22 protein-coding genes, 1 tRNA gene and 1 pseudogene are annotated in these 22,296 nt (G+C 61.5%); 12 read left to right on the top strand and 12 right to left on the bottom strand.

All coding sequences use genetic code 11. The features are described from left to right. The first annotated feature begins 159 nt into the window (after positions 1-159). The gene (locus AC3WN7_RS25850; protein WP_095967254.1) at positions 160-666 is read left to right on the top strand and encodes an HvfX family Cu-binding RiPP maturation protein; all 507 of its coding nucleotides are present in this window, start codon (positions 160-162) and stop codon (positions 664-666) included. 173 nt (positions 667-839) lie between these two features. Here the strand turns inward: AC3WN7_RS25850 and AC3WN7_RS25845 are convergent, their stop codons facing one another. Beyond that, positions 840-1,814 carry a nitrilase-related carbon-nitrogen hydrolase gene (locus AC3WN7_RS25845; RefSeq protein WP_095967255.1) on the bottom strand — a complete coding sequence of 325 codons (975 nt, stop codon included), beginning with the start codon at positions 1,812-1,814 and terminating at the stop codon, positions 840-842. Between the two features lie 101 nt (positions 1,815-1,915). Further along, positions 1,916-2,848, bottom strand: coding sequence for a GlxA family transcriptional regulator (locus tag AC3WN7_RS25840; protein ID WP_095967256.1), 933 nt, complete (start codon positions 2,846-2,848; stop codon positions 1,916-1,918). Between the two features lie 156 nt (positions 2,849-3,004). On the opposite strand from AC3WN7_RS25840, the gene AC3WN7_RS25835 reads away from it, so the two are divergent. Then, positions 3,005-3,667: a glutathione S-transferase family protein gene (locus AC3WN7_RS25835; RefSeq protein ID WP_102675511.1), complete on the top strand. Its 663-nt coding sequence runs from the start codon at positions 3,005-3,007 to the stop codon at positions 3,665-3,667. Between the two features lie 149 nt (positions 3,668-3,816). On the opposite strand, the gene AC3WN7_RS25830 is transcribed toward AC3WN7_RS25835, so the two are convergent. Beyond that, positions 3,817-3,891, bottom strand: a tRNA-Gln gene (locus AC3WN7_RS25830). A gap of 322 nt (positions 3,892-4,213) precedes the next feature. Here AC3WN7_RS25830 and AC3WN7_RS25825 point away from each other — a divergent pair. Next, a complete protein-coding gene (locus AC3WN7_RS25825; RefSeq protein ID WP_015095502.1) occupies positions 4,214-4,642 on the top strand; it encodes a hypothetical protein in 429 nt (142 codons plus the stop codon). A 162-nt stretch (positions 4,643-4,804) separates the two neighbouring features. Here AC3WN7_RS25825 and AC3WN7_RS25820 read toward each other — a convergent pair whose 3' ends face one another. The 3 genes from AC3WN7_RS25820 to AC3WN7_RS25810 all read right to left on the bottom strand — a co-directional run bounded on the left by AC3WN7_RS25820 (position 4,805) and on the right by AC3WN7_RS25810 (position 8,413). Continuing rightward, a complete protein-coding gene (locus tag AC3WN7_RS25820) occupies positions 4,805-6,793 on the bottom strand; it encodes a peptidase U32 family protein (protein WP_102675512.1) in 1,989 nt (662 codons plus the stop codon). A 498-nt stretch (positions 6,794-7,291) separates the two neighbouring features. Then, a complete protein-coding gene (locus AC3WN7_RS25815) occupies positions 7,292-7,672 on the bottom strand; it encodes a RidA family protein (protein ID WP_007980523.1) in 381 nt (126 codons plus the stop codon). Between the two features lie 117 nt (positions 7,673-7,789). Next, positions 7,790-8,413 carry an NIPSNAP family protein gene (locus AC3WN7_RS25810; protein ID WP_102675514.1) on the bottom strand — a complete coding sequence of 208 codons (624 nt, stop codon included), beginning with the start codon at positions 8,411-8,413 and terminating at the stop codon, positions 7,790-7,792. Between the two features lie 284 nt (positions 8,414-8,697). On the opposite strand from AC3WN7_RS25810, the gene psrA reads away from it, so the two are divergent. From psrA to phnX, 4 genes are all read left to right on the top strand, one after another. Continuing rightward, complete coding sequence (gene psrA / locus AC3WN7_RS25805) at positions 8,698-9,789, top strand: iron-containing alcohol dehydrogenase PsrA (RefSeq protein WP_102675535.1); 1,092 nt, start codon at positions 8,698-8,700, stop codon at positions 9,787-9,789. A 129-nt stretch (positions 9,790-9,918) separates the two neighbouring features. Continuing rightward, positions 9,919-11,214 (top strand): MFS transporter, encoded by a 1,296-nt coding sequence (locus AC3WN7_RS25800; protein WP_102675515.1) that lies wholly within the window; start codon positions 9,919-9,921, stop codon positions 11,212-11,214. A 53-nt stretch (positions 11,215-11,267) separates the two neighbouring features. After that, positions 11,268-12,140 (top strand): LysR substrate-binding domain-containing protein, encoded by an 873-nt coding sequence (locus AC3WN7_RS25795; RefSeq protein WP_007980564.1) that lies wholly within the window; start codon positions 11,268-11,270, stop codon positions 12,138-12,140. An 86-nt stretch (positions 12,141-12,226) separates the two neighbouring features. Next, on the top strand, positions 12,227-13,054 hold the full coding sequence (phnX, locus tag AC3WN7_RS25790) for a phosphonoacetaldehyde hydrolase (protein WP_102675516.1): 828 nt from the start codon (positions 12,227-12,229) through the stop codon (positions 13,052-13,054). Positions 13,055-13,095: 41 nt separating this feature from the next. On the opposite strand, the gene AC3WN7_RS25785 is transcribed toward phnX, so the two are convergent. After that, a complete protein-coding gene (locus AC3WN7_RS25785; protein ID WP_102675517.1) occupies positions 13,096-13,869 on the bottom strand; it encodes an AraC family transcriptional regulator in 774 nt (257 codons plus the stop codon). 133 nt (positions 13,870-14,002) lie between these two features. Between AC3WN7_RS25785 and AC3WN7_RS25780 the strand changes: the two genes are divergently transcribed. The 3 genes and pseudogenes from AC3WN7_RS25780 to AC3WN7_RS25770 all read left to right on the top strand — a co-directional run. Then, positions 14,003-15,232, top strand: a complete 1,230-nt coding sequence (locus tag AC3WN7_RS25780; RefSeq protein WP_173862154.1) for an MFS transporter — start codon at positions 14,003-14,005, stop codon at positions 15,230-15,232. A gap of 26 nt (positions 15,233-15,258) precedes the next feature. Beyond that, on the top strand, positions 15,259-15,654 hold the full coding sequence (locus AC3WN7_RS25775; RefSeq protein ID WP_095967263.1) for a VOC family protein: 396 nt from the start codon (positions 15,259-15,261) through the stop codon (positions 15,652-15,654). 59 nt (positions 15,655-15,713) lie between these two features. Then, a pseudogene (locus AC3WN7_RS25770) lies at positions 15,714-15,935 on the top strand (response regulator transcription factor); the annotation flags it as partial. A 14-nt stretch (positions 15,936-15,949) separates the two neighbouring features. Here the strand turns inward: AC3WN7_RS25770 and AC3WN7_RS25765 are convergent. Next, a complete protein-coding gene (locus AC3WN7_RS25765; protein WP_102675518.1) occupies positions 15,950-16,297 on the bottom strand; it encodes a DUF6124 family protein in 348 nt (115 codons plus the stop codon). Positions 16,298-17,035: 738 nt separating this feature from the next. On the opposite strand from AC3WN7_RS25765, the gene AC3WN7_RS25760 reads away from it, so the two are divergent. Next, the gene (locus AC3WN7_RS25760) at positions 17,036-17,803 is read left to right on the top strand and encodes a metallophosphoesterase (protein ID WP_102675519.1); all 768 of its coding nucleotides are present in this window, start codon (positions 17,036-17,038) and stop codon (positions 17,801-17,803) included. A 13-nt stretch (positions 17,804-17,816) separates the two neighbouring features. Here the strand turns inward: AC3WN7_RS25760 and AC3WN7_RS25755 are convergent, their stop codons facing one another. Next, on the bottom strand, positions 17,817-18,017 hold the full coding sequence (locus tag AC3WN7_RS25755) for a YbdD/YjiX family protein (RefSeq protein WP_095967266.1): 201 nt from the start codon (positions 18,015-18,017) through the stop codon (positions 17,817-17,819). A gap of 199 nt (positions 18,018-18,216) precedes the next feature. On the opposite strand from AC3WN7_RS25755, the gene ahr reads away from it, so the two are divergent. After that, a complete protein-coding gene (gene ahr, locus AC3WN7_RS25750) occupies positions 18,217-19,248 on the top strand; it encodes an NADPH-dependent aldehyde reductase Ahr (RefSeq protein WP_102675520.1) in 1,032 nt (343 codons plus the stop codon). Positions 19,249-19,723: 475 nt separating this feature from the next. Here the strand turns inward: ahr and AC3WN7_RS25745 are convergent, their stop codons facing one another. Genes AC3WN7_RS25745 through AC3WN7_RS25735 form a run of 3 tightly spaced genes read right to left on the bottom strand, consistent with a single transcriptional unit; the run spans position 19,724 to position 22,293 of the window. Further along, positions 19,724-21,274: an ArnT family glycosyltransferase gene (locus AC3WN7_RS25745; RefSeq protein ID WP_102675521.1), complete on the bottom strand. Its 1,551-nt coding sequence runs from the start codon at positions 21,272-21,274 to the stop codon at positions 19,724-19,726. A 3-nt stretch (positions 21,275-21,277) separates the two neighbouring features. Continuing rightward, the gene (locus AC3WN7_RS25740; protein WP_007976061.1) at positions 21,278-21,556 is read right to left on the bottom strand and encodes a lipid-A-disaccharide synthase N-terminal domain-containing protein; all 279 of its coding nucleotides are present in this window, start codon (positions 21,554-21,556) and stop codon (positions 21,278-21,280) included. Next, positions 21,553-22,293: a glycosyltransferase family 2 protein gene (locus AC3WN7_RS25735; protein ID WP_102675522.1), complete on the bottom strand. Its 741-nt coding sequence runs from the start codon at positions 22,291-22,293 to the stop codon at positions 21,553-21,555. The genes AC3WN7_RS25740 and AC3WN7_RS25735 overlap by 4 nt, the downstream gene beginning before the upstream one ends. Positions 22,294-22,296 lie beyond the last annotated feature (3 nt).

Raw genomic sequence — 22,296 nt, 5'->3', positions numbered from 1 at the left:
CCCCTGACACACCCCGCACGCAAAACCCCGCCACAACGACACACCGCAGATACACCCCCTTGATGAAATACGCCGGTCGATTGGCCTGGCCGATCAAAGCGCACAACTCACGGGGCATGCCCTCGCCCCGCCTCCCCGACCTGAAGGAGATCATCGTCCATGAACACCTCCATTTCCTCGGCCATCAAAGGCCTGAACCTGAGCCTCGACCGTGCCGGCGTCTGGGTTGCGCCTCTGGTGCTGCGAGTGTTCCTTGCCTGGGAATTCCTTGAATCGGGCCTGGAAAAATTCAACGGCCAGAACTGGTTCGCCGATATCCAGGAGCGCTTCCCGTTTCCGTTCGACCACCTTCCGGCGACGCTGAATTGGGAACTGTCGATGTGGGCCGAACTGATCTTCGCCATGACCTTGCTGGTGGGCCTTGGCACACGCTTCTCGGCGTTGAGCCTGATGGTGGTGACCCTCGTCGCCACCGCCGCCGTGCATTGGCCCGCCGACTGGCACACCCTGAGTGAACTTGCCCAAGGTTACGCCATCAGCAACAAGGGTTACGGTAACTTCAAGCTGCCCTTGATCTACCTTGTGACCCTTACTCCGCTGTTGCTGTCCGGTGCCGGCAAGCTCAGCCTAGACGCACTGCTGGCGCGTTACTTCTGGCGTCGCTGAAACGCAATCTGCAACGCGGACACACAGATTACGAAATTTCTGTAGGAGCGAGCTTGCTCGCGAAAAACCTGAGAGCACCGCGGGGTGTCAGGCTCCCCGCATCATCGTTGACCTCCATCGCGAGCAAGCTCGCTCCTACAGGTATCGGTATTCCCCGCAATTACGTGAACAACCTACCCAATCACTTCTTCCATCCCGGTCTGTTCGGCCAGCGTCAGATGCGCACTGCGTTCATGCACATGAGCGTGCGGTGTACGGTCAATCAGCAGGCTCAACAGTTCCGGGCGACTGTAGTGGCCGCGGGAATCCATCATGCGTTTGCGCTTGTCGATCAGGCCCATGTCGAGGTCGGCGATCACCTCGCCTTCACCTTCCTGCAACGAACCCAGCACTGTGCCATCCGGGCTGATGATCGCGGTAAAGCAGCCGCCGGAGATCGGGCCGATGGTGCAGCCGGTATCCGCCATGATCTGCGCCTGTTGCTCGGGGTACAGCCACGCCGTGGAGTTGACCACGAAACACGCGGCCTCCAGGGCATGCTGGCGAATGCTGACTTCCATTTGCGAGGCGAACAACGGACCTGCAAACGACCCCGGGTACATCGCCGCATGGATCTGTTCGCCATCGGCCATCAAGGCATAACGGGCCAGCGGGTTGAAATGCTCCCAGCAGGCCAGTTGCCCGATTCGCCCTGCCGCGCTGTCGACGGCCCGCAGGCCGGAACCGTCGCCCATGCCCCAGATCATGCGTTCATGGTAGGTCGGGGAGATCTTGCGGCGACGCTGGATCAGCGAGCCGTCGGCATCGAACAGCAGCTGCGTGTTGTACAGCGTGCCGCCATCACGCTCGTTGACGCCGATGGACACGACCATGCCGACTTGCCTGGCCGCAGCGCCGATGGCATCAGTGGCGGGCGAAGGCACGGTGACAGCCTGGTCCAGCAGCTTGAGGTGTTCGGCGGCCATTTCGAACGGCGACTGCACGAAGGAAAAGTACGGGTAGTAGGGCACGACGGTTTCCGGGAACACGGCAAATTGCACGCCCTGTTCGCCGAGTTCGAGAATCTTCTGCACCACTTTGTCGACCGTGCCTTCACGGCTGTAAAGAACGGGACTGATTTGTACGGCGGCGGCTTTGACGATGGTCATGGCGGTGATCTCACTGAGGAAGGATTTCAACGAGATCAAGATTACGCCAATAATATTAAGGCTTGAATGTCGTATATACCACTTTTCAGGACATCAACAAATCAACCCCGACTGGCCCGCTGAATCACCTGCGGCGGCTGCCCGAAGGCACGAATAAAAGCGCGGCGCATCCGCTCCCGATCACCAAACCCCGTGTCCGTCGCCACCACATCGATGGAGTGCCGCCCGGTTTCCATCATCAACCGGGCCGACTCGACCCGCAGGCTTTCGATGGCCTTGGCCGGGGACTGGCCGGTTTCGGCATGAAACACCCGGCTGAATTGCCGGGGGCTGAGATTGGCCGCGCTGGCCAGCTCCTCGACCGACAGCGCGGACTTCAGATTCTGCCTGGCGTAGTTCAGCGCGGCCTGAATCCGATCGGTCTTGGGGGCCAGTTCCAGCATCACTGAAAACTGCGACTGTCCGCCGGAACGCCGGTGGTACACCACCAACTGCCGCGCCACCTGGCGCGCAAGGTCGGCACCCAGGTCCTGCTCCACCAACGCCAACGCCAGGTCCACGCACGCGCTCATGCCCGCCGCCGTCCACAGATGACCATCATTGACGAAGATCCGGTCTTGCTCGACCTTCACCTTCGGGTACGCCTTGCGAAAGGCCGGCACATGCGCCCAGTGGGTGGTCGCCCGCCGACCATCAAGCAAACCGGCCTCCGCCAAAGCCGTCGCCCCTGTGCAAATCGAGCCCAGGCGTCGGGTGCCGTGACTGGCGCGGCGCAAAAACGCCAGCATGCCCGCAGTAGTCGGGCGGATCAGGTTATCGCCCAGGACCAGCAGCGTATCGAACGCGCGCTGGTCGAACGCTTCGGTCTGCACGGCAAAACCGGCGGACGTTTGCACCAGGCCACCCGGCTCGGACAACAAGGCAATGCGGTACAACGGTTCGTCACCGGCACTGTTGGCCAATTCGAAGGCGGCACACATGGCCAGCCCCAGAACCTGAAAACCGGGGTAAACAATGAGTCCGATCTGGTGCATGGCGGTATGACCCTGAACGTGGCATGCCTGATATTCAGGCCAGGATCTGTACTCTAACCCGAACAGCCCGCACCGGACATCATGATGGAGCGCCTCGCGCACTGGCCGATGGCGACGGATAATGAAGCGGTTTGCATCTCACCGAGGAATGGAAGGATGTCACTGACTCTTTATTTCCACCCGCTCTCGTCGTTCTGCCACAAAGCACTGATCGCCTTCTATGAACTGGACATCGAGTTTGAAAAACGGATTATCGACCTGGGCAACGACGCCGACCGGGCCGAACTTCAAGCGCTGTGGCCGATCGGCAAGTTCCCGGTGCTTCGCGATCACACCCGGCAAAAGAACGTGCCGGAGTCGAGTGTGATCATTGAATATCTGGACCGGCTCCATACCGGCCAGGCGCACCTGATTCCGTACGATTGGGAAGCCGCCCTGGAAGTGCGGCTGTGGGATCGTTTTTTCGACCTCCATGTCCAGGTGCCGATGCAGAAGATCGTCGCAGACCGCCTGAACGCCGCCAACGGCGACCTGACCCGCGAGCGCACCGCGCTGACAACGGCGTACGGCCTGCTTGAACGGCAACTGGCGGCTAGAACCTGGGTGGCCAGCCCGGCATTCAGCATGGCCGATTGCGCCGCCGCCCCGGCGCTGTTCTACGCCAGCACCCTCGTCCCCTTTGCCGACGATCATCGCCACTTGCGCGCTTATTTCGACAGGTTGACCGAAAGACCCTCGGTCAAGCGAGTGATCGACGAGGCAAGGCCCTGGTTTGCCTGGTATCCGTTTGCCGAGGCCATCCCGGAGCGCTTTCGCTAGAGGCTCGTGCACAAAGACCTTGCGCAAGCCTTGGCTGCACGCGGGTTTGCGAGGGAACATCCGGAACATGAGTAACGAGCGCAAAAAACCGACGAATCGACGAATAACAACCGTCGGTCGAGTGTTTTCTGATTGAGCAAGAAGAAAAATGGCAGGGGCGGCTGGATTCGAACCAACGCATGGCAGGATCAAAACCTGCTGCCTTACCGCTTGGCGACGCCCCTGTATCTGTTGCGATGAGTGCCAGGCACTCGCTTTCTTGAGTGGCAACAAGCGCTGTTGCCTGCTTGCGTGACAGGCTCCCTGAGGGCCTGTGCAAGTGTGGGCGGCAATTTACCAACTTTTGCCTCGTATGGGAAGCCCCAATAAAACAATTTGTTTTTTAAAACAGATGCTTAGTGTTCAGCCAAGTCCCCGGGAAGTGCCCGGCGCACATTCGGCCCGATCACGTCTGCTACGCTTTTCCTTTAGGGGATGGAATCGGAAATCGTTTGCTCAACACCCCTCCTTTGCCATTTGAGGGCGCAAAATGTGAAAGGCAAACTGATGGGCACCTTTGCAACCATCCTGGTGGTCGGGGCCGCGATTTATGGACTGAACACCTGGGAACACATCGAGAGCCAGCGACAGGAAGCGGTCTGCAGGGCCGCCCGGGAGCATCTCAACAGCCTGGAAACCCAGGCGCGAGCCCTGGCCTCCGGGTTGACGGTCGAAGCCTATGCCGAGGCCGAAAAAGCCGAGGCTGGCCAGTTGGTCCTGGCACTTGATACGGCCAGAAACGAAGCAGAGGTCAATGCCGTCATCGACAAGCACGCCGCGGCCATCGAAGCACAGATAACGGCCGAAGACGCCGAGGTCCACTCCCGCAGCGATCAACCCTTCCTCGGCCAGGAACTCAAAAAGCAACGCATCCCCACCGACATCAAACAGGAATTCAAACGAGCTGAAAAAGCCGTCCTCGAGACCTGCGGGTAGCGTCGACTGCAGCTACGGATTTGTCGCCAGCGTCTGGATTCCAGCAAGAACAGGCTGCAACCATGCTCCGCGCTTAAAACAAAAAAACGACAAACGAGGACGCCCTTTCGCTGGATCTTGAGCAAAAGGCGAGCGCGCCGTTGCGGCGCGCTCGCCGGTCACTCAGTGCGGTGCGCGCGGGATGGTCTTGAGCAGGTCTTCGGGGCTGATGTGACCGACCACGCTGCCCGGTTGCGGCAGATTGAGGATGTGGCCCTTCATCTTGCCGATGATGTGCATTTCACATGGCTTGCAATCGAATTTCAGCGTCAGCACTTCATCGCCGTGAATCAGTTGCATCGGCGCGACCTTGGTGCGCACGCCGGTCACGCCCTTGGCCTGTTTCGGACACAGGTTGAAGGAGAAACGCAGGCAGTGCTTGGTGATCATCACCGGCACTTCGCCGGCTTCCTCGTGGGCCTCGTAGGCCGCGTCGATCAGCTTGACCCCATGGCGGTGATAGAAGTCACGAGCCTTCTGGTTGTAGACGTTGGCCAGGAACGTCAGGTGCGAATCCGGATACACCGGCGGCGGCGTGGTTTCGGCTTTACGGCTGCCGCGCGGGTGGGCGGCGACCCGCGCCTGGGTCAAGGCTTCAATCACTTCGCGGCGCAAGGCCTTGAGCTGCGAGTTCGGGATGAAGAACGCCTGCGGCGCATCCAGCTTGATATCGATGGCGTGGTACTGGGTGGTACCCAGCTGGCCGAGCAGATCCTGCAACTGCTCCAGCGCCTGCTCCGGCTTGTTGGCCGCGCCGAACGGGCCGGCAAGCGTGACACTGGCGCTGATGCCTTCCTCGCTGGTCGCGGTCAGCGCCAGCTGTTCTTCGCGCAGGTGAGCGACCCAGCTCAGGGCGATGCGACGCTCGGCCGAGGTCCTTTGCAGCGCCTGTTGCCAGTTGTGATCGAGATTGCGATTCAGCGGATGGTTGGGGCGCAGCTTGTACATCCCCTCCGGCATCTCGTTGGGCTCGACGCGATAGCGATAACGCTTCTCGCCGTCCTCCTCGAATTCGCCCTTGGGTTCGGCGATGTTGGCGCGGAAACCCACCACTTCACGCTTGACCAGCACGTTGAGGCCGTCACCGTTGGACAGCGGCTCGTGCGTCACGACCTGCATGTCGCGCTTGGCGACCTTCTCGACCACACCCACCGGCAGACCGGTGAAGGTCGGCGAGTCAAAGGCGCCGATATCGATCTTGCGGTCAGTGACGAAGTAATCGGTGCTGCCACGGTGGAAGGTCTTTTCCGGGTCGGGCAGGAAGAAGTGCGCGGTGCGGCCACTGGAAGCGCGGGCCAGGTCCGGGCGGTCTTCGAGGACGTCGTCCAGACGCTGGCGGTAGTAGGCGGTGATGTTCTTCACATAGCCCATGTCCTTGTAGCGGCCCTCGATCTTGAACGAGCGCACGCCCGCCTCGACCAGCGCGCGGATGTTGGCGCTCTGGTTGTTGTCCTTCATCGACAGCAGGTGCTTTTCGTAAGCGATCACCCCACCCTTTTCATCCTTGAGGGTGTACGGCAGGCGGCAAGCCTGGGAGCAGTCGCCGCGGTTGGCGCTGCGCCCGGTCTGCGCGTGGGAAATGTTGCACTGGCCGGAAAACGCCACGCACAAGGCGCCATGGATAAAGAACTCGATGGCCGCGTCGGTTTCGTCGGCGATGGCGCGGATTTCCTTGAGGTTCAGCTCGCGGGCCAGCACCAGTTGCGAGAAACCGGCCTGATCGAGGAACTTTGCCCGCTCCAGGGTGCGGATGTCCGTCTGGGTACTGGCGTGCAGTTCGATCGGCGGAATGTCCAGTTCCATCACACCCAGGTCCTGGACGATCAGCGCATCGACGCCGGCGTCGTACAACTGGTGGATCAGCTGGCGGGCCGGCTCCAGTTCGTTGTCGTGCAGGATCGTGTTGATGGTGGTGAAGATCCGCGCGTGATAACGACGGGCGAATTCCACCAGTTCGGCAATCTCGCTCACCTCGTTGCAGGCGTTGTGGCGGGCGCCGAAGCTCGGGCCGCCGATGTACACGGCATCGGCACCATGCAGGATAGCCTCGCGGGCGATGGCGACATCGCGGGCAGGGCTGAGCAATTCCAGGTGATGTTTGGGCAAAGACATAGTTTTTTAGTCAGGCTTGTCACGGTCGAGGCGTGCATTGTAGCGGCGAAACGCCTGACCGGCACCCGTATGCTGCCCGGTGGTGGCCTTGGGCAGATCTGCCCTGCCTGAATCCTTGTGGGAGCGAGCTTGCTCGCGATGGACGTTAACGATGACGCGGGCATTCTGTATGCACGCGTCGCCCTTGTGTTCATCGCGAGCAAGCTCGCTCCTACATTATTTGATCGGCGTCGGCCAAATGCCCAACATCCCCTGTGGGAGCGGGCTTGCTCGCGAAAGCGCTGGATCAGTCAACACTTGTGCAGGCTGACACGCCGCCTTCGCGGGCAAGCCCGCTCCCACAAGGGGATTTATGTCGTACTCAGAACTTGTGCACAACAACATTCAACTGTGGGAGCGGGCTTGCTCGCGAAAGCGCTGGGTCAGTCAACACTTGTGCAAGCTGACACGCCGCCTTCGCGAGCAAGCCCGCTCCCACAGGTGTGTGTGTTGCCGAAATCAGGCCTTGGCCGCCATCGCGGTCACTTCCACGCGCATGCCTTCCACCGCCAGCGAGGCAACCCCGACAGCGGCGCGCACTGGCCACGGCTTGGCGAAGTAGCGTTTGTAGACCTCGTTGAACGCGGCGCGGTCGGCCATGTCGGTGAGGTAGATGGTCAGGTGCATCACGCGGTCCATGGAGCTGCCGGCACGTTCCAGCGCGACCTTCAGCGCTTGCAGGGTGCATTCGCTTTGCAGGGTGATGTCGCCCAGCTCCAGGCTGCCGTCGGCACGGGTGGGGATCTGGGTGGAGACCAGCACACCGCCGAAACCGACGACGTCGGAGGAAATCGAATCGGCATCGAGGTCAGGCGTAAAGGTCAGGTCGTGGTTTGCCATTGGAATTTCTCTTGCTTGAAAGGGTAAGGCGAGCGCCTTTTGCGCCGCCAGTTTACAGGGCCATTTCCGGCGCGTCGCTAATGCGCACCGTTCGGCTGCGCATGAGCCGAGCCGTCGTCATTGCAAGGGCGAAAACTTCGCCGGCAGATAGATCGTCGAGCACATGTCACGCAGTTGCGGGCCTGAGTTTTCCGGCGGCCAGACGCCGTCGGTGACCGCCTGGGTGCGCACCTGCAAGCGCTGCTCAAGGCTGGCCCACGGCCAGATGTGCAGATAGCGCGGCAGCGCGCCGTCGGTGGCGTAAAACGCCGCGTACACCGGAGAATATTGCTCGGCGGTTCGCGCCTCGATGGCTTTGCTCCAGCCGTCGAGTGTCGGCTGCAACCCGCCGCTGACCAGGTCGTAGACGCGCAACTCATAGAACGGACCGTGCCGGCCGGCGCTCAAGGGTTCGAGGAAGGGAAACAGCGTGTAGTTTTCGATGCGCAGGTCGGTGATGAACTCGTTGACGCCAAACGCCCCGCCCCCCAGCAGGAAACGCTCGCGCTCTGCCTGCCTTGAGTGTTCGTCGGCATAGCCACGCAGCACGGCGATCTGGTTCAACGGGCCGATCTCCGAGGCCCAGCAGCCCATCAGCATGCCGCCGACACTCGGGTCGTTCAGTACAGCCTCGATGCGCGCCAGGGCATCGGCGACGGTACGCACACGCACGGTGAAAGTGATCAGTTCAAAAAAACGCATGGCGACTCCGCCCATTGGTTTGCCAAAAGCCCACAGCCTAAGGCAGCCCCCGCAGGCGGGATATTGAGACTAACCCCATCAGTGACGGCATTTTCCGCAGTGTTCTAGGTAGTTCCTTTACGCCGGGCAGCGTTCGTTCATTCGAATCACAGCTGGATACGTGTCCCATGAGCTCGCCCCACTATCGGCCCAGCCGATTCAAACCTGCGAATTATCGATTTGTGCAGCAGTGCCTGGACCGCGAGCATGGCGTCACTTCCAACAACAAAAACCAAGGACCCGCCATGACCGCCCGATTTCACAACCCAGTGGATACCCGTTTCGGCTGGGGCAGCTTGCAAGAACTTGCCGCCATCACCGAACACCAGAACGTTGCCGTCGTGACCTTTCCCGAAGCCCGTGGCCTGGGGCTGGTGGATCGCCTCCAGTCGCTGCTGGGCGAACGCCTGGTCTACGTGATCGAAGATGTCCAGCCCAATCCCGATGTCGCGCAACTGCGCGCGACCTATGAACGCTTCTGGCAGGAAGCCGGCGATTGCCATGCGGTGATTGCCGTCGGAGGCGGCAGTGCCATCGACACGGCTAAAGCGCTGATTGTCGGCACCGAGTCAGGCCGCTTCGATGAACTGCTGGCATTGCTGGCAAGCGGCAAACCCTTCGTTCCGGCGCGCAGCAAACAGCTGATCGCAGCCCCGACCACGGCAGGCACCGGCAGTGAAGTCACGCCCTGGGCGACGATCTGGGACGCTGCCAACCACAAGAAGTATTCCCTGCACCTGGACTGTACCTGGCCAAAGGTCGCGATCATCGATCCGCAATTGATGCTCACGGTGCCGGCCAGCGTCACCGTGTCCACAGGCCTGGATGCCTTGTCCCACGCACTGGAATCGATCTGGAACATCAACGCCAACCCGCTTTCCGACACCTTCGCCATCTCTGCCATCGAGGACATCCTCGAATGCCTGCCCTTGCTGCGGCGTGACCTGTCCAGCCAGGAACTGCGTTCACGGATGGCCCTCGCCGCACTCAAGGCCGGCATGGCGTTCTCCAACACCAAGACCGCGCTGGCCCACTCCATTTCCTATGAGATGACCTTGCACTACGGTCTGCCCCACGGCATCGCCTGCTCCTTCACCTTGCCTCTGGTGTTGGGCCTTGCCTGGGGCCACGACGCAACGCGTGACAAGACCCTGCAACGGGTTTTCGGACCAGACCTGGACAAAGCCCAGGCCCGTTTGCGCGCCTTCCTGCACAGCCTGGATGTGAAGACCGAATTCGCCGACTACGGCGTAACGGCCGAAGAGGCGCAAGTCATGATCGATTTCGCCCTGCAGGGCGCACGCGGCAAGAACTTCATCGGCTCACGAGCGGCCTAGGGCTCGACAGCCCCCAAGACACTACACTGCCAGCGGCGTAACGAGCCGCGACGATTTCCTGCCGCACCTGAAAAAGAGTGCACCCTGCGACGCAACTCGCAGGGAACGAACAAGAATAAGGAAAAGATCATGAATCGTGCCCAAACCATGCCAGGTCTCGCCATACACACCACGTCGTTCCGCATCGCTCAGTGGCGCATGTTGCTGGCGGCCATGTTTTGCTATCTGTTTTTCTATACCGGGCGACAAACGTTCGGTTTCGCCATTCCCGGTATCCAGGCCGAGTTCGGCTTTACCAAAGAGCACCTTGGCTGGGTATCGGCCGCCATGCTCTGGGCCTACGCGATTGGCCAGGCCATCAACGGCAACCTCGCCGACAAATTCGGTGGCCGACGCATCATGACCCTGGGCGCGGTACTGTCGTGCGGCGCTAACTGGGTGACGAGCTTCGCCAGTAACTTTGCCGCGTTGATTTTGCCCTGGGGCATCAATGGCTACTTCCAGGCATTGGGCTGGGCACCGGGCAGCCGGCTGATCTCCAACTGGTGGAGCGCGGGTGAACGCGGCAAGGTCTACGGCTTCTACGTGTTCGCAGCCGGTTGCGCTTCCGTTCTTTCCTACGTGACCTCGATCGTCGTGCTGGAAGTGATGCATCTGGAATGGCGCTGGATCTTCCGCCTGCCCGTATTGCTCATGCTGGCGGGCGGCATCATCTTCTACCTGGTGGCCCGCGAGCGTCCGCAAGACCTGGGATTCGAACCGCTGGCCGACACAGGCGTGGCCAACGCCGAGGACAAGAACCATGAGGTGGCGCACGGTGAAACCGAAACATCGGCGCAACGCTACAAAGCGGTACTGAAGAACTTTCGCCTGATCATCGCCGCCGTGTCCCTGGGGTTCCAGAACGCTGCCCGCTACGGTTTGATCGTCTGGGTGCCGGTGCACTTCCTGGGCGCCAACTGGAAAAGCGGCGACAGCATGATCGATCCGAAATGGATCACCGTGGCCCTTCCGGTCGGCATGGCCATTGGCGCGCTGAGCAACGGCTGGATCTCGGACAAGCTGTTCGGCTCCAAGCGCTACCTGGCGATTATGCTCTACATGTTCCTCGGTGCGGCCACCAGTCTGTGGATGTGGACCCTTGCCCCCCACAGCGCGACCGGCCTTGTGGCGTTGTTCCTCTGCGGTTTCTTCGTGTACGGCCCGGCTTCCAGCTTCTGGGCACTGTGCCCGGACCTAGTGGGCGCCAAGCGTGCCGGCACGGCGACCGGCGTGATGAACTTCTCTTCCTATCTGTTCGCCGGCCTGGCGGAACCGCTGATCGGCAGTATGCTCGACAGTACCGGCAACACCTCGCTGATCTTCATCGTGGTCACCAGCGCCTGCCTGTGCAGTGCGATTGTCGCGTTGTTCATCAGGCGTTGATTGCCGGGCACGGCAGGTTGAATCGAAGACGCGGCTTCTGAACAGGATCGTCTATGTACCAGTACCACAAGTGGCTACGTTCATTTCATGCAGTGGCCAAGACCGGCAGCTTCACCCTCGCCGCCGAGTACCTGAGCGTCGGCCAGCCCACGGTCAGTGAGCAGGTCAATGCCCTGGAGAAGAAGTTTTCCGTGGAGCTGTTCCATCGCCGCGGCCGCTTTATCGAAATGAGTGCCGCCGGGCACCAACTCTATGCGATCACCCAGGGTCTGTTCGGCCAGGAGGATGAAGCCGTGCAACTGCTGCAGAGTTTCAAGCAACGCAAGACCGGCATGCTGCGCCTGGGCGCAGTGTCCCCGCCCATTGCGATGAACCTGACCTACGAACTGATGCAGCGGCACCCGGACATCGAGCTGGAAACCTCGTTTTCTCCGGAAAAAGAGACCCTGGATCGCCTGTTCAACTTCGATATCGATGTGGCGATCCTGGCCCTGTCCGAATTCGACCAGCGTTTTGACACGCAGCTTTACCGGCGCTACCCGATCATTGCGGTGGTGCGCGAGGACCATCCCTGGGCCCGGCAGAAAGAAGTACATGTCGAGCAGATCAGCGAAGAGAAATGGGTGCTGCGGGAAAAAAGCTCCCGCACTCGCCAATTGGTAGAGGAAAGCTGCAAGCGCCTGGGCGTCGCCCTCAATTGCGTCATGCAGTTGAACAGCCGCGAGGCCATCGTCCATGCCATCGCCAAGGGCATCGGTATCGGTTTCGTCTCGGCCGTCGAGTACGCCGAAACGCCCGGCACCAAACCGATCACCTTCGTCAATCACCCGTTTTCCATCGACTACCACCTGTGCTGCCTGGGCATTCGCCGAAACCGGCCGATGATCGCGGAGCTGTTCGACTCGAGTCCAACGCCGGCCACCTGATTTCACCTCACCCTTGAGCAATCCACAGGCCTACTTCCTGGCGACAGGAGGGACGGCCTGCCCACAACAAAAAATGGAGAAACACCATGAACTACCAACAACCGACCCAACTGCAAGCCGTGGTCCTGGACTGGGCCGGCACCGTTGTCGATTTCGGCTCCTTCGCCCCCACGCAGATTTTCGTCGAGGCTTTTGCCGAGTTCGGCGTCGCCGTTTCGCTGGAAGAAGCCCGGGGCCCGATGGGCATGGGCAAGTGGGATCACATCCGCACCCTGTGCAATCAGCCGCAGATCGCCGAGCGCTACCGTGCCGTGTTTGACCGCCTACCGACCGATGACGATGTCACCGCACTGTACGAACGCTTCATGCCGCTGCAGATCGAGAAAATCGCCCTGCACTCGGCCCTGATACCCGGCGCCCTGAACACCATCGATGCCTTGCGCGACAAGGGCCTGAAAATCGGCTCCTGCTCCGGTTACCCGGCCGTGGTCATGGAAAAAGTGGTCGAACTGGCGCGGCACAATGGCTACGTGGCGGACCATGTGGTGGCCACTGACGAGGTGCCGAACGGCCGCCCCTACCCGGCCCAGGCCCTGGCCAACGTGATTGCCCTGGGGATCAGCGACGTCGCCGCCTGCGTCAAGGTCGACGACACCTGGCCCGGCATTCTGGAAGGCCGTGCCGCCGGGATGTGGACGGTCGCGCTGACCTGTTCCGGCAATGCCCTGGGCTTGACCTACGAGCAATACAAGGCCCTGCCTTCCGACAGGCTGGACAGTGAGCGGGCCCGCATCGTCAGGATGTTCGAAGGCTCCCGCCCGCACTACCTGATCGACACCATCGTCGATCTGCCGGCGGTCATCGAAGACATCAATGCCCGACTGGCGCGGGGTGAAACACCGCAAGGATCCTGAGCGGATTCAGGCATCAAGCGGCCGTCCCACGGGCGGCCGCCTCACTTGAAAAAATCACTCGGCGTCTTGCCGAACTGCTTCTTGAACATGGTGGTGAACGCGCTCGGGCTGTCGTATCCCAGCGCCCCGGCGATGTCGATGATCTTCTCCCCGACGGCGATGCGTTCCAGCGCCAGCAGCAGTCGCGCTTGCTGGCGCCATTGGCCGAAAGTCATGCCGGTTTCCTTGCGAAAGCGGCGCTGGATGGTTTTGGCGTCGAGGCTCAACCGCGCGCTCCAGTCCGACAAGGTCGAGCCATCGCCCGGGTCCTGCTGCAACGCGCTACAGATCTGGCTGATCCGTTGATCGCTGGGCTGCGGCAGGTTCAATGGCAAGGTCGGCAGTATCGTCAGTTCATCCAGGATCAGCCGCAGCACCCGGGCTTCCCGCGAGTCCGGGTCGCCATTGAAATCGAAATCCACCGAGACCTTGATCAGCTCACTGAGCAACGCGGACACACTCACCGCCCGGGTTTCACCGGGCAGGTCCGGGCTCGCGCCGGGGTGCACAAACACGCTGCGCATCTTGATCGGCCCGACACAGCGAATCCAGTGCACTACCCCACTCGGCATCCAGATGCCACGGCTCGGCGGCACCGTCCATTGGCTGGTGGCGGCGTGCACCACCATCACACCTTCGATGGCATAGATCAGTTGATGCTTTTCATGGGAATGCGGCGCGATAAACCAGTTTTCCGGGTAGTCGGTCGCACTGCTGCGAACGCTCCAGCCGCCCTGGTCGATCTCCGCAAGAAATGTCTGCAATGGCTTGATCATGACGCCCTTTTTGCGATGGTCCGCGCCCGAGTTGCGCGAGACGGGCGACTTTGTGGGCCATAGGATAACGTCGAACCCTGAAATTGGCTGCGCCTTGCGTTCGCGGCTCGCGTTTTTTATCCGGAAACTGCCCATGTCGACCACTACCCTCAGCTCGCCCTCACCCACCGTCTCGGTCGCCAGCCAGGCCAGCCCCCTGGTCATGCGCGTCATCGGCGCCTGTGCGTTGGCGCACCTGATCAACGACCTGATCCAGGCCGTGCTGCCGTCGATCTATCCGATGCTCAAGGCCAGCTATGGCCTGAGCTTCACCCAGGTCGGCCTGATCACCCTGACCTTCCAGCTCACCGCCTCACTGCTGCAACCCTGGATCGGTTTCTACACCGACCGTCATCCCAAACCGTGGCTGCTGCCGGCCGGCATGGTCTGCACCCTGATCGGTATCCTGATGCTCTCGATGGTCGGCAGTTTCCCGGCGATTCTCGTGGCCTCGGCGCTGGTGGGGGTTGGCTCGTCGACCTTTCACCCGGAGACCTCGCGGGTGGCGCGCCTGGCGTCGGGCGGGCGCTACGGCCTGGCGCAATCGACCTTTCAGGTCGGCGGCAACGCCGGCAGCGCCTTCGGCCCCTTGCTGGCCGCCGCGATCATCATTCCCTATGGCCAGGGCAACGTCGCCTGGTTCGGCCTGTTCGCGGTGTTCGCCATCCTCGTGCAATACGGTCTGAGCCGCTGGTATCGCAATCACCTGAACCTGTTCAAGCTCAAGCAAGGCAGCAAGCCCACCCACGGCCTTTCGAAACGGCGGGTGACCTTCGCTCTGATCGTGTTGGCGCTGTTGGTGTTTTCCAAATACTTCTACATGGCCAGCTTCACCAGTTACTTCACCTTCTACCTGATCGAGAAATTCGACCTGTCGGTAGCCAGTTCGCAGCTGTACCTGTTCCTGTTCCTCGGTGCCGTCGCGGCGGGTACGTTCTTTGGCGGCCCGATCGGCGACCGGATCGGCCGCAAGCGGGTGATCTGGTTCTCGATCCTCGGCGCAGCGCCGTTCACCCTCGTCCTGCCCTACGTCGACCTGTTCTGGACGGGCGTGCTGAGCATGATCATCGGTTTCATCCTCGCCTCGGCATTCTCGGCCATCGTGGTCTTCGCCCAGGAACTGGTGCCCGGCAACGTCGGCATGATCGCCGGGGTGTTCTTCGGCCTGATGTTCGGATTCGGCGGGATCGGTGCTGCGCTGCTGGGGCACCTGGCGGATATCCATGGCATCGAGTATGTCTACACGCTGTGTTCGTACCTACCGCTGCTGGGAATTCTGACCATACTGTTGCCGTCTACTGGACAACGCTCGTCGGGAGCGTGAATAGCCATCAGGAGGCCCCCCCCCCCATGAAAATCGTAGTCACCAGCGTACTCGTCGATGATCAGGCCAAGGCACTTGCCTTCTACCGGGATGTCCTCGGCTTTGAACTCAAGCATGACATTCCCATGGGCGAACACCGCTGGCTGACGCTGACGTCCCCCGGGGATCCCGATGGCGTTGAACTGCTGCTGGAGCCCAATGCCCACGGCGCGGCTAAAACCTTCCAGAGCGCGATCAAGCAGGACGGCATTCCCTGCACGTTTTTCGGCGTCGATGACGTGCAAGCCGAATATGCCCGGCTCAGTGCCGCCGGCGTTCAGTTCACCCGCCCGCCGACGGTGATGGGACCGGTCACCCTCGCGGTACTGGACGACACCTGCGGCAACCTCATCCAGATCGTCCAGCACCACTCAACCGCCTGATCATTTCTGCTACCAACCCTGTAGCACTCGGTAACACCAGGCCCCAATGCGGTGCGTCTTTGCTGCGCGGCCACTCCAGCGCCTCGGTGGCCGAACAACTGAACATCAGCCCCGGCACGGTGAAGATTCACCGCAAGAACATCTACGCCAAGCTGGGCATTGGCAGCCAGTCGGAATTGCTGGGGTTGTTCGTTCGGGAGCTGACGGAGGACCCGTTGCAGGCGCCCGGCCTCAGGCTGCAAGCCAGATATCTGTCAGCTAGCCCAACACCCTGTGGGTGATCCGGAGATTGTGGTCAGGGCGGATCAAGCTGATCCAGTGCGCGGTTCACCGCCAGTTCGCCCAACATGATCACCTGCGCAATGCCCAACAGCGCATTGCGATTCGTGCCCTCCAGATGATCCACCAGATCGTTGGCCATGACATTGGCCGACGCCAGCGACTCGCAGGCATGCACCAGCAAGGTTTCGGTATTGAGTTCGGGATTGACGATGAACATCGTGCTGGGTTTGTGAGGGGTGGCCATGATGTGGGGGCCCAGTTTGAGGGCGCGCTCGGCGGCTTCGTGGAGCTTGTTTGAATCGAGGCTTTCGGACGGGGATGCCGGATCGGTGTCCGGCGGGTTGGGTGTGAGCTTGAACATGGAATGGACCTCTAGCGCGAATAGTAAGGAGCCATCACCTTCGCTACCAAACGAAAGGTGGCGGCCACACGCGGGTTGGTAGACCGGTCGCACTAGAACCCGGCGCCCGCAAGGGAGCCCCGCGCATGGCCACCATATAAAGCACAGTCCAAAAAAATGACTGTATTAAGGTGACGCAATGCGCCTAGAACGAACTCGGGCTACCAAACCCGATCGCTGTTTTTCAGCGACCGGCAAACGATAAAACCCACGCTCTAGACGCACAAGCCGGCGGATTCTGGCGTAACTGTAGGCAACGACGCAAGGTGTTGTAGCTTGCGGGAAGTAACGCTGACAGCGCTTAAACAAGCACGCTTAAACAGTGAATTTCCACATCACCTGTATCCAGGCTTGAAGCTCGAAGCTGGTCCTATCCCCCAAGCGATATCGAATACCGCAATGTGGTCAAACGCTATGGCGAGGTGCAGGCCGTCAGCGACCAGCCGTGGGGTGGTACCTGAAGTAAACAGTCAACCGCCCCCCTGTGGGAGCGGGCTTGCTCGCGAAGTGGCCGGCACATCCAAAAAACATGGCGCCTGACACGCCGCTTTCGCGGGCAAGCCCGCTCCCACAGGGGTTGTGGCCAGCCGTGGGATTGGCGTTCACTGAAGATCAAAACTGTGGGAGCAGGCTTGTGGCGACGGGCTCACAACGCGTAACTTGATTGACCAGCCCTCCAAGCCACGCCGGAGTTGATCCATGCGCATCGCCTTGCTGTCCGACATGCACCTGTCCGTCAACGCGGTCCCCTTTCCCGCCGTGGACGCCGATATTGTCGTGCTCGCCGGGGACATCGCGCGACCCGCCAAGGCCATCGAGTGGGCCAGGGCGTGCCCGGTTCCGCTGCTGTACGTGGCAGGCAATCATGAGTTCTATGGCAGTGACCTGGTCTCGACCTACGAACAACTGAACAGCCTGGCGCAAGGCACGCAGATCCACGTGCTGGAACGTTCGGAGTACGTGCACGACGGCGTGCGCTTTCTCGGTTGCACCTTGTGGTCGGACTATCGTCTGCTCGACAGCCCCGAGGACCGAGCGCTGGGTATCAACCTGGCGACTCAACTGATCCGTGACTTCAGCCACATCAAGATCGCCCCCGATTTTCCAGACCTGTTCACGCCGGCCATTTCCCAGCTGGTGTTTCTGCAGACGGTCGCCTGGCTGCAAGACTGCTTCGCCCGCGACAGCCGCACGCCCACGGTGGTGGTCTCGCATTTCGCCCCGACACGATCGAGCATCAGCCCGACCTTTGCCGATTCGCCTATCAACTCAAGTTTTGTCTCGGACCTCCAAGCGCGGATCAAAGACTGGCAGCCGGCGCTGTGGCTGCATGGCCACACCCATGGCAGTTTTGATTATCGGGTGGGCAATACCCGCGTGGTCTGCAACCCTCGGGGCTATGCCAGGAACGGCATCAACGAAAACCCCGATTTCGATGATGCCTTCGTGATCGATCTGGATTTCTGAGGTAACGCTCGAGTCAGCAGCACCGCGTATTGCACTTGCCCCGACCGAAACGCGCTTCCTGGCGTTCGCGGAAAAACGCCTCATAACTCATCACTGGCTCGCCCGGACGGTTGCGGGCCATTTGTGCCACGTAGTTGTCGTACTCGGGAACGCCGACCATCAATCGGGCGCTCTGGCTGAACATTCTGGCGACCTGCTGCAGTTTGCCGAACATGGCGGATCTCTCTGTTGTCGTGGGACCTGGCCCATGAAACCGCGCTCATGTATCGGCATTGTGTCCAGATCGGGCGCCTTTGTATTTTCAAGTATCCAGGCTCGCGCCCGATGCGACGCCGGCAACCCGCTACACTTTCCTCGCTCCGCCGCTGCACCCGAGCGGCCACGACCCCTGACTTCTGATCTGGAGGTATCCCATGAGCGACAGCAGCGAACTCACCACCTTTACCGGCTGGGCCGCCACGACCGCGGGCGCGCCACTGGAACGCTACAGCTACGATCCCGGTCCGTTGGGCAACGATGAGGTGGAAGTCGCCGTGGAGTATTGCGGCGTCTGCCACTCCGATCAGTCGCTGATCGACGACGACTGGGGTATCAGCCGCTACCCGTTCATTCCCGGTCATGAGGTGGTCGGTCGTATCGTGCGGATGGGCGATCAGGTGCGAGGCCTGGAACCGGGGCAACGGGTGGGCATCGGCTGGTACAAGGGCAGTTGCATGCATTGCACGTCCTGTATCGAAGGCTCGCATAACCTGTGCAGCACGGTGCAACCGACCATCATCGGCAGCCACGGCGGCTTTGCCGACCGCGTCCGCTCGCACTGGGCCTGGGCCCTGCCGATCCCGGCCGGGCTCGACCCGGCAATGGCCGGGCCGTTGTTCTGTGCCGGCTCGACCGTGTTCAACCCGCTGGTGGAATTCGGCATCAAGCCCACCGACCGGGTCGGCGTGGTGGGCATCGGCGGCCTGGGTCACCTGGCGCTGCGCTTTCTCAACGCCTGGGGCTGCGAAGTCACGGCGTTCACCTCATCGCTGAGCAAGCAGGACGAAGCCAGGCGCCTGGGCGCACACAAGGTGGTTGCCTCGACCGACTCCGATGCGCTCAACGCCATTGCCGGCACCCTGGATTTTCTCCTGGTCACCGCCAACGCCAACCTCGACTGGACCGCCATGCTCGCCACCCTGCGCGGCAAGGGGCGCCTGCACTTTGTCGGCGTCGTGCCCGACGCCATTCCGGTGCACGTGTTCAACCTGATTCCCCAGCAAAAAACCCTGTCCGCCTCACCGGTGGGTTCACCGGCCAACACCGCGATGATGCTGGAGTTCTGCGCCCGCCATCAGATCCTGCCGCAGGTCGAGATGTTTCCCATGAGCCGGATCAACGACGCCATCGATCACTTGCGCAGCGGCAAGGCGCGCTACCGCGTGGTGCTGGACGCCAGCCAGTGACAGGAGAGCCGAACGCGGTCTCCTGTAGGAGCTGGCTTGCCAGCGATGGTCGTCAACGATAACGCGTGCGAACTGGATGAACGCAGTCCCCTGTAGGAGCTGGCTTGCCAGCGATGGTCGTTAACGATAACGCGTGCGATCTGGATAAACGCGGTGCACTTGAGTCCATCGCCAGCAGGCTGGCTCCTACAGTTTTTCAGCGTGGACGCGTTCCCTTGTGGGAGCTGGCTTGCCAGCGATGGTCGTTAACGATAACGCGTGTGAGCTGGATGAGCGCGGCGCACTCGAGTCCATCGCCAGCAGGCTGGCTCCTACAGTTTCCCGCGTGGGCACGGTCCATTGTGGGAGCTGGCCTGCCAGCGATGGTCGTTAACGATAACGCGTGGGAATTGGATGAACGCGGCGCATTGGAGTCCATCGCCAGCAGGCTGGCTCCTACAGGTTTCCGGGATTGCGTGAAGGACCTTTTTAACCCTCAGGGATTGGCTACCTGCGCCGGCACCACTGCCATGTGCGGGTCATTCCAGCTGAACCGATAGGCTTTGCCGGTTTCAGGCGGCTGGCATTTGCCGTTGTCGGCATCCGCGCCCACGATCGACCAGTTCGCCCGGGCGTTTTCGCCCAGCTCACGGGCCGCTTCGGCTTTGAAGCACTGGTTCAAAGCGTCATCCGGTACCAAGGCGTAGGCCTTGGGGTGTTCGCGCAGATACCGCACGGCCTTCTCGATGGACGAGTTATCCATGCCGAAATGCACGATCGGCTGGCGGGCGAACAACCAGTGCCCCTCCTCCCAGTTGACCAGCACCAGATCGGCGCCCTGGGTCATGGTCGCCGCCTGCGCCATCAGCACCTGATCGATGTTGGTGCCGTCCTTGAGCGGTTCGATGAAACCCCGTGCAAACCACAGCGCGAACCAGGTCACCACCAGTGCCGGGAACACCCGACGCAAACGCGGGTGCTTTTTGAACCAGCGCTTGAGCAGCCAAGGCATCAGCGGCGCCGCGACCAGCACCAGCCCGGGCAGCGCCGGGTAGATGTACAACTTGCGCTTGCCCGTGCTGATGCAGAAAAACAGCACCACCAGCACCACCCAACCGAGCAACACCAGGACCCGGCCGTCGCGTTTTTGCAACTGACGGCGCCAGGCAGGCACCAGCCATGGCAGCACCAGCACCATCGGTAGCCAATACTGCGGAATCACCTTGGTGAAGAAGTACCAGAACGGTTCGCGGTGATGCCATGCAGCGGCATAGCGGCCCGCGGTCTGGCGCAGGAGGATTTCCCGCGCATAGGCCATTTCGTCCGCGCTGCCATTGAAGAAAATCGACAAGGCCAAGGGCAACAGCCAGATCGCGATAGCGCCAAGCATCAGCGCCAACCCGAGCAACCACTTGCGCGCCTCGCCAGGCATGGCCACCACACCGGGCCAGCCTTTGCGCACCGCATAGGCGTACGGAATCAGCAACAGCGCCGGCAGGAAACCCACACCCTTGGTGATCACACCGATGCCCATGGCCGCGCAGCCGGCGTAAAACCAGCGCCACGCCGGGCCGAGCAGCAGGTGCCGCGCCAGACCGTACAGGCCAAGCGAGGTGAACAGAATCAAAAAACTGTCGATCTGACCGGTGCGCAGGATGCTGTAGGTCTGATAGGTCGCCAGGTACAACAGCGCGGCGTTGCGCCCGATACGCTGGGTCCACAAGCGGCGGCCCAGGTCATAGACCATCGCCGTGACCGTCACGACCGAAAACAGTCCCGGCAGGTAAAGCGCGATGTTGGGCTTGCCGGTCAGCCAGGTGAAGAACGCCACCGTCCACATGAAAATCGGCGGTTTGTCGCCGTAGATCTCGGCGGCACGGTGCGGGATCAACCACGAGCCGTTCTGCAGCATCTCCAGGGCGACGCCGAGGAAGCGCTCTTCATCCACGTTCTGTGCCTGGCGTAGCCCCAGCCCCGCGCCAATCAACAACAGGGCAAGCAGCATCAGCCCCAGGCACTCGACCCGGGGCGACAACGATCTACGCATGGTTCATTCCTTCACGCTGCGGCTTTTGGCAATCAATTGCAGGTTGCGAAAATAGACGATGGAGCCAAAGGCCTGCCCGGCAATGAACACTGGATCCTGACGGTAGATGGCGTAAGCGAGCAGCAAGGAACTGCCGACGATGCTCAGGTACCAGAAGCTGGTCGGGATCACGCTACGTTTCTTGTATTCGCTGTACAGCCACTGCAGGACAAACCGCCCGGTAAAGGCGATCTGTCCCGCAAAGCCGACCACCAGCCACAGGGTTTCGCGGGTCAGCATCATCCTTCGAGCTCCTGGGCAATGGTGTTCAGCCGCGTGCGCTTGATCAGCCACCAGACGCCGATCAGGTCAAGAATGCCGACCAGCGCGCGGTCGAGGTTGCCGTATTTCGACACCCCGGCCGTGCGCGGCCGATGGTTGACCGGGTGCACGATCATGCGCCCGTTGTGACGCTGGATCAGCGCCGGAATGAAGCGGTGCATGTGGTCGAAGTACGGCAGGCGCAAGAACGCCGCGCGCTCGATCAGTTTCAGGCCGCAACCGGTGTCCGGGGTGGCGTCCTTGAGCAGGCGCCGACGCAGGTTGTTGGCGAACCGCGAGGCGTAGCGTTTGCTCGCGGTGTCGCGGCGATTGACCCGGTGCCCGGCGACCAGTTGCACATCGACCTTGCCCGGTTCGCCGCGCACCAGCGCCAGCATGCCGGGGATGTCCGCCGGGTCGTTCTGGCCGTCGCCATCGAGGGTCGCCAGCCATTGCCCGCGGGCCTCGCGAGCGGCGTGGTACAGCGAAGTGCTCTGCCCCAGCGACCGCTCGTGATGCAGGATGCGCAGGGGGCTCAAGCCATCGTGGCGGATCTGCCGCAGTTCCTGCAGGGTCGCATCGGTACTGCCATCGTCGACGACGATGATTTCGTACGACTCATCGGCCAGCGCCACGCGGATTTCCTCAAGCAGCGGCTTGAGGTTGTTGGCTTCGTTTTTGGCCGGGATCAGCACGGATACAAAAATGTCTTGGCTCATGGG

It is taken from the genome of Pseudomonas sp. FW305-70, from assembly GCF_058783925.1.
Note: the sequence above shows the minus strand (reverse complement) of the source record. Positions and strands in the feature narration are given on the sequence as shown.

What these genes read in the sequence shown, in the direction of transcription:
- AC3WN7_RS25850 (WP_095967254.1), top strand. Translation starts at nt 160, where the DNA reads ATGAACACCTCCATTTCCTCGGCCATCAAAGGCCTGAACCTGAGCCTC.
- AC3WN7_RS25845 (WP_095967255.1), bottom strand. Translation starts at nt 1,814, where the DNA reads ATGACCATCGTCAAAGCCGCCGCCGTACAAATCAGTCCCGTTCTTTAC.
- AC3WN7_RS25840 (WP_095967256.1), bottom strand. Translation starts at nt 2,848, where the DNA reads ATGCACCAGATCGGACTCATTGTTTACCCCGGTTTTCAGGTTCTGGGG.
- AC3WN7_RS25835 (WP_102675511.1), top strand. Translation starts at nt 3,005, where the DNA reads ATGTCACTGACTCTTTATTTCCACCCGCTCTCGTCGTTCTGCCACAAA.
- AC3WN7_RS25825 (WP_015095502.1), top strand. Translation starts at nt 4,214, where the DNA reads ATGGGCACCTTTGCAACCATCCTGGTGGTCGGGGCCGCGATTTATGGA.
- AC3WN7_RS25820 (WP_102675512.1), bottom strand. Translation starts at nt 6,793, where the DNA reads ATGTCTTTGCCCAAACATCACCTGGAATTGCTCAGCCCTGCCCGCGAT.
- AC3WN7_RS25815 (WP_007980523.1), bottom strand. Translation starts at nt 7,672, where the DNA reads ATGGCAAACCACGACCTGACCTTTACGCCTGACCTCGATGCCGATTCG.
- AC3WN7_RS25810 (WP_102675514.1), bottom strand. Translation starts at nt 8,413, where the DNA reads ATGCGTTTTTTTGAACTGATCACTTTCACCGTGCGTGTGCGTACCGTC.
- psrA (WP_102675535.1), top strand. Translation starts at nt 8,698, where the DNA reads ATGACCGCCCGATTTCACAACCCAGTGGATACCCGTTTCGGCTGGGGC.
- AC3WN7_RS25800 (WP_102675515.1), top strand. Translation starts at nt 9,919, where the DNA reads ATGAATCGTGCCCAAACCATGCCAGGTCTCGCCATACACACCACGTCG.
- AC3WN7_RS25795 (WP_007980564.1), top strand. Translation starts at nt 11,268, where the DNA reads ATGTACCAGTACCACAAGTGGCTACGTTCATTTCATGCAGTGGCCAAG.
- phnX (WP_102675516.1), top strand. Translation starts at nt 12,227, where the DNA reads ATGAACTACCAACAACCGACCCAACTGCAAGCCGTGGTCCTGGACTGG.
- AC3WN7_RS25785 (WP_102675517.1), bottom strand. Translation starts at nt 13,869, where the DNA reads ATGATCAAGCCATTGCAGACATTTCTTGCGGAGATCGACCAGGGCGGC.
- AC3WN7_RS25780 (WP_173862154.1), top strand. Translation starts at nt 14,003, where the DNA reads ATGTCGACCACTACCCTCAGCTCGCCCTCACCCACCGTCTCGGTCGCC.
- AC3WN7_RS25775 (WP_095967263.1), top strand. Translation starts at nt 15,259, where the DNA reads ATGAAAATCGTAGTCACCAGCGTACTCGTCGATGATCAGGCCAAGGCA.
- AC3WN7_RS25765 (WP_102675518.1), bottom strand. Translation starts at nt 16,297, where the DNA reads ATGTTCAAGCTCACACCCAACCCGCCGGACACCGATCCGGCATCCCCG.
- AC3WN7_RS25760 (WP_102675519.1), top strand. Translation starts at nt 17,036, where the DNA reads ATGCGCATCGCCTTGCTGTCCGACATGCACCTGTCCGTCAACGCGGTC.
- AC3WN7_RS25755 (WP_095967266.1), bottom strand. Translation starts at nt 18,017, where the DNA reads ATGTTCGGCAAACTGCAGCAGGTCGCCAGAATGTTCAGCCAGAGCGCC.
- ahr (WP_102675520.1), top strand. Translation starts at nt 18,217, where the DNA reads ATGAGCGACAGCAGCGAACTCACCACCTTTACCGGCTGGGCCGCCACG.
- AC3WN7_RS25745 (WP_102675521.1), bottom strand. Translation starts at nt 21,274, where the DNA reads ATGCGTAGATCGTTGTCGCCCCGGGTCGAGTGCCTGGGGCTGATGCTG.
- AC3WN7_RS25740 (WP_007976061.1), bottom strand. Translation starts at nt 21,556, where the DNA reads ATGATGCTGACCCGCGAAACCCTGTGGCTGGTGGTCGGCTTTGCGGGA.
- AC3WN7_RS25735 (WP_102675522.1), bottom strand. Translation starts at nt 22,293, where the DNA reads ATGAGCCAAGACATTTTTGTATCCGTGCTGATCCCGGCCAAAAACGAA.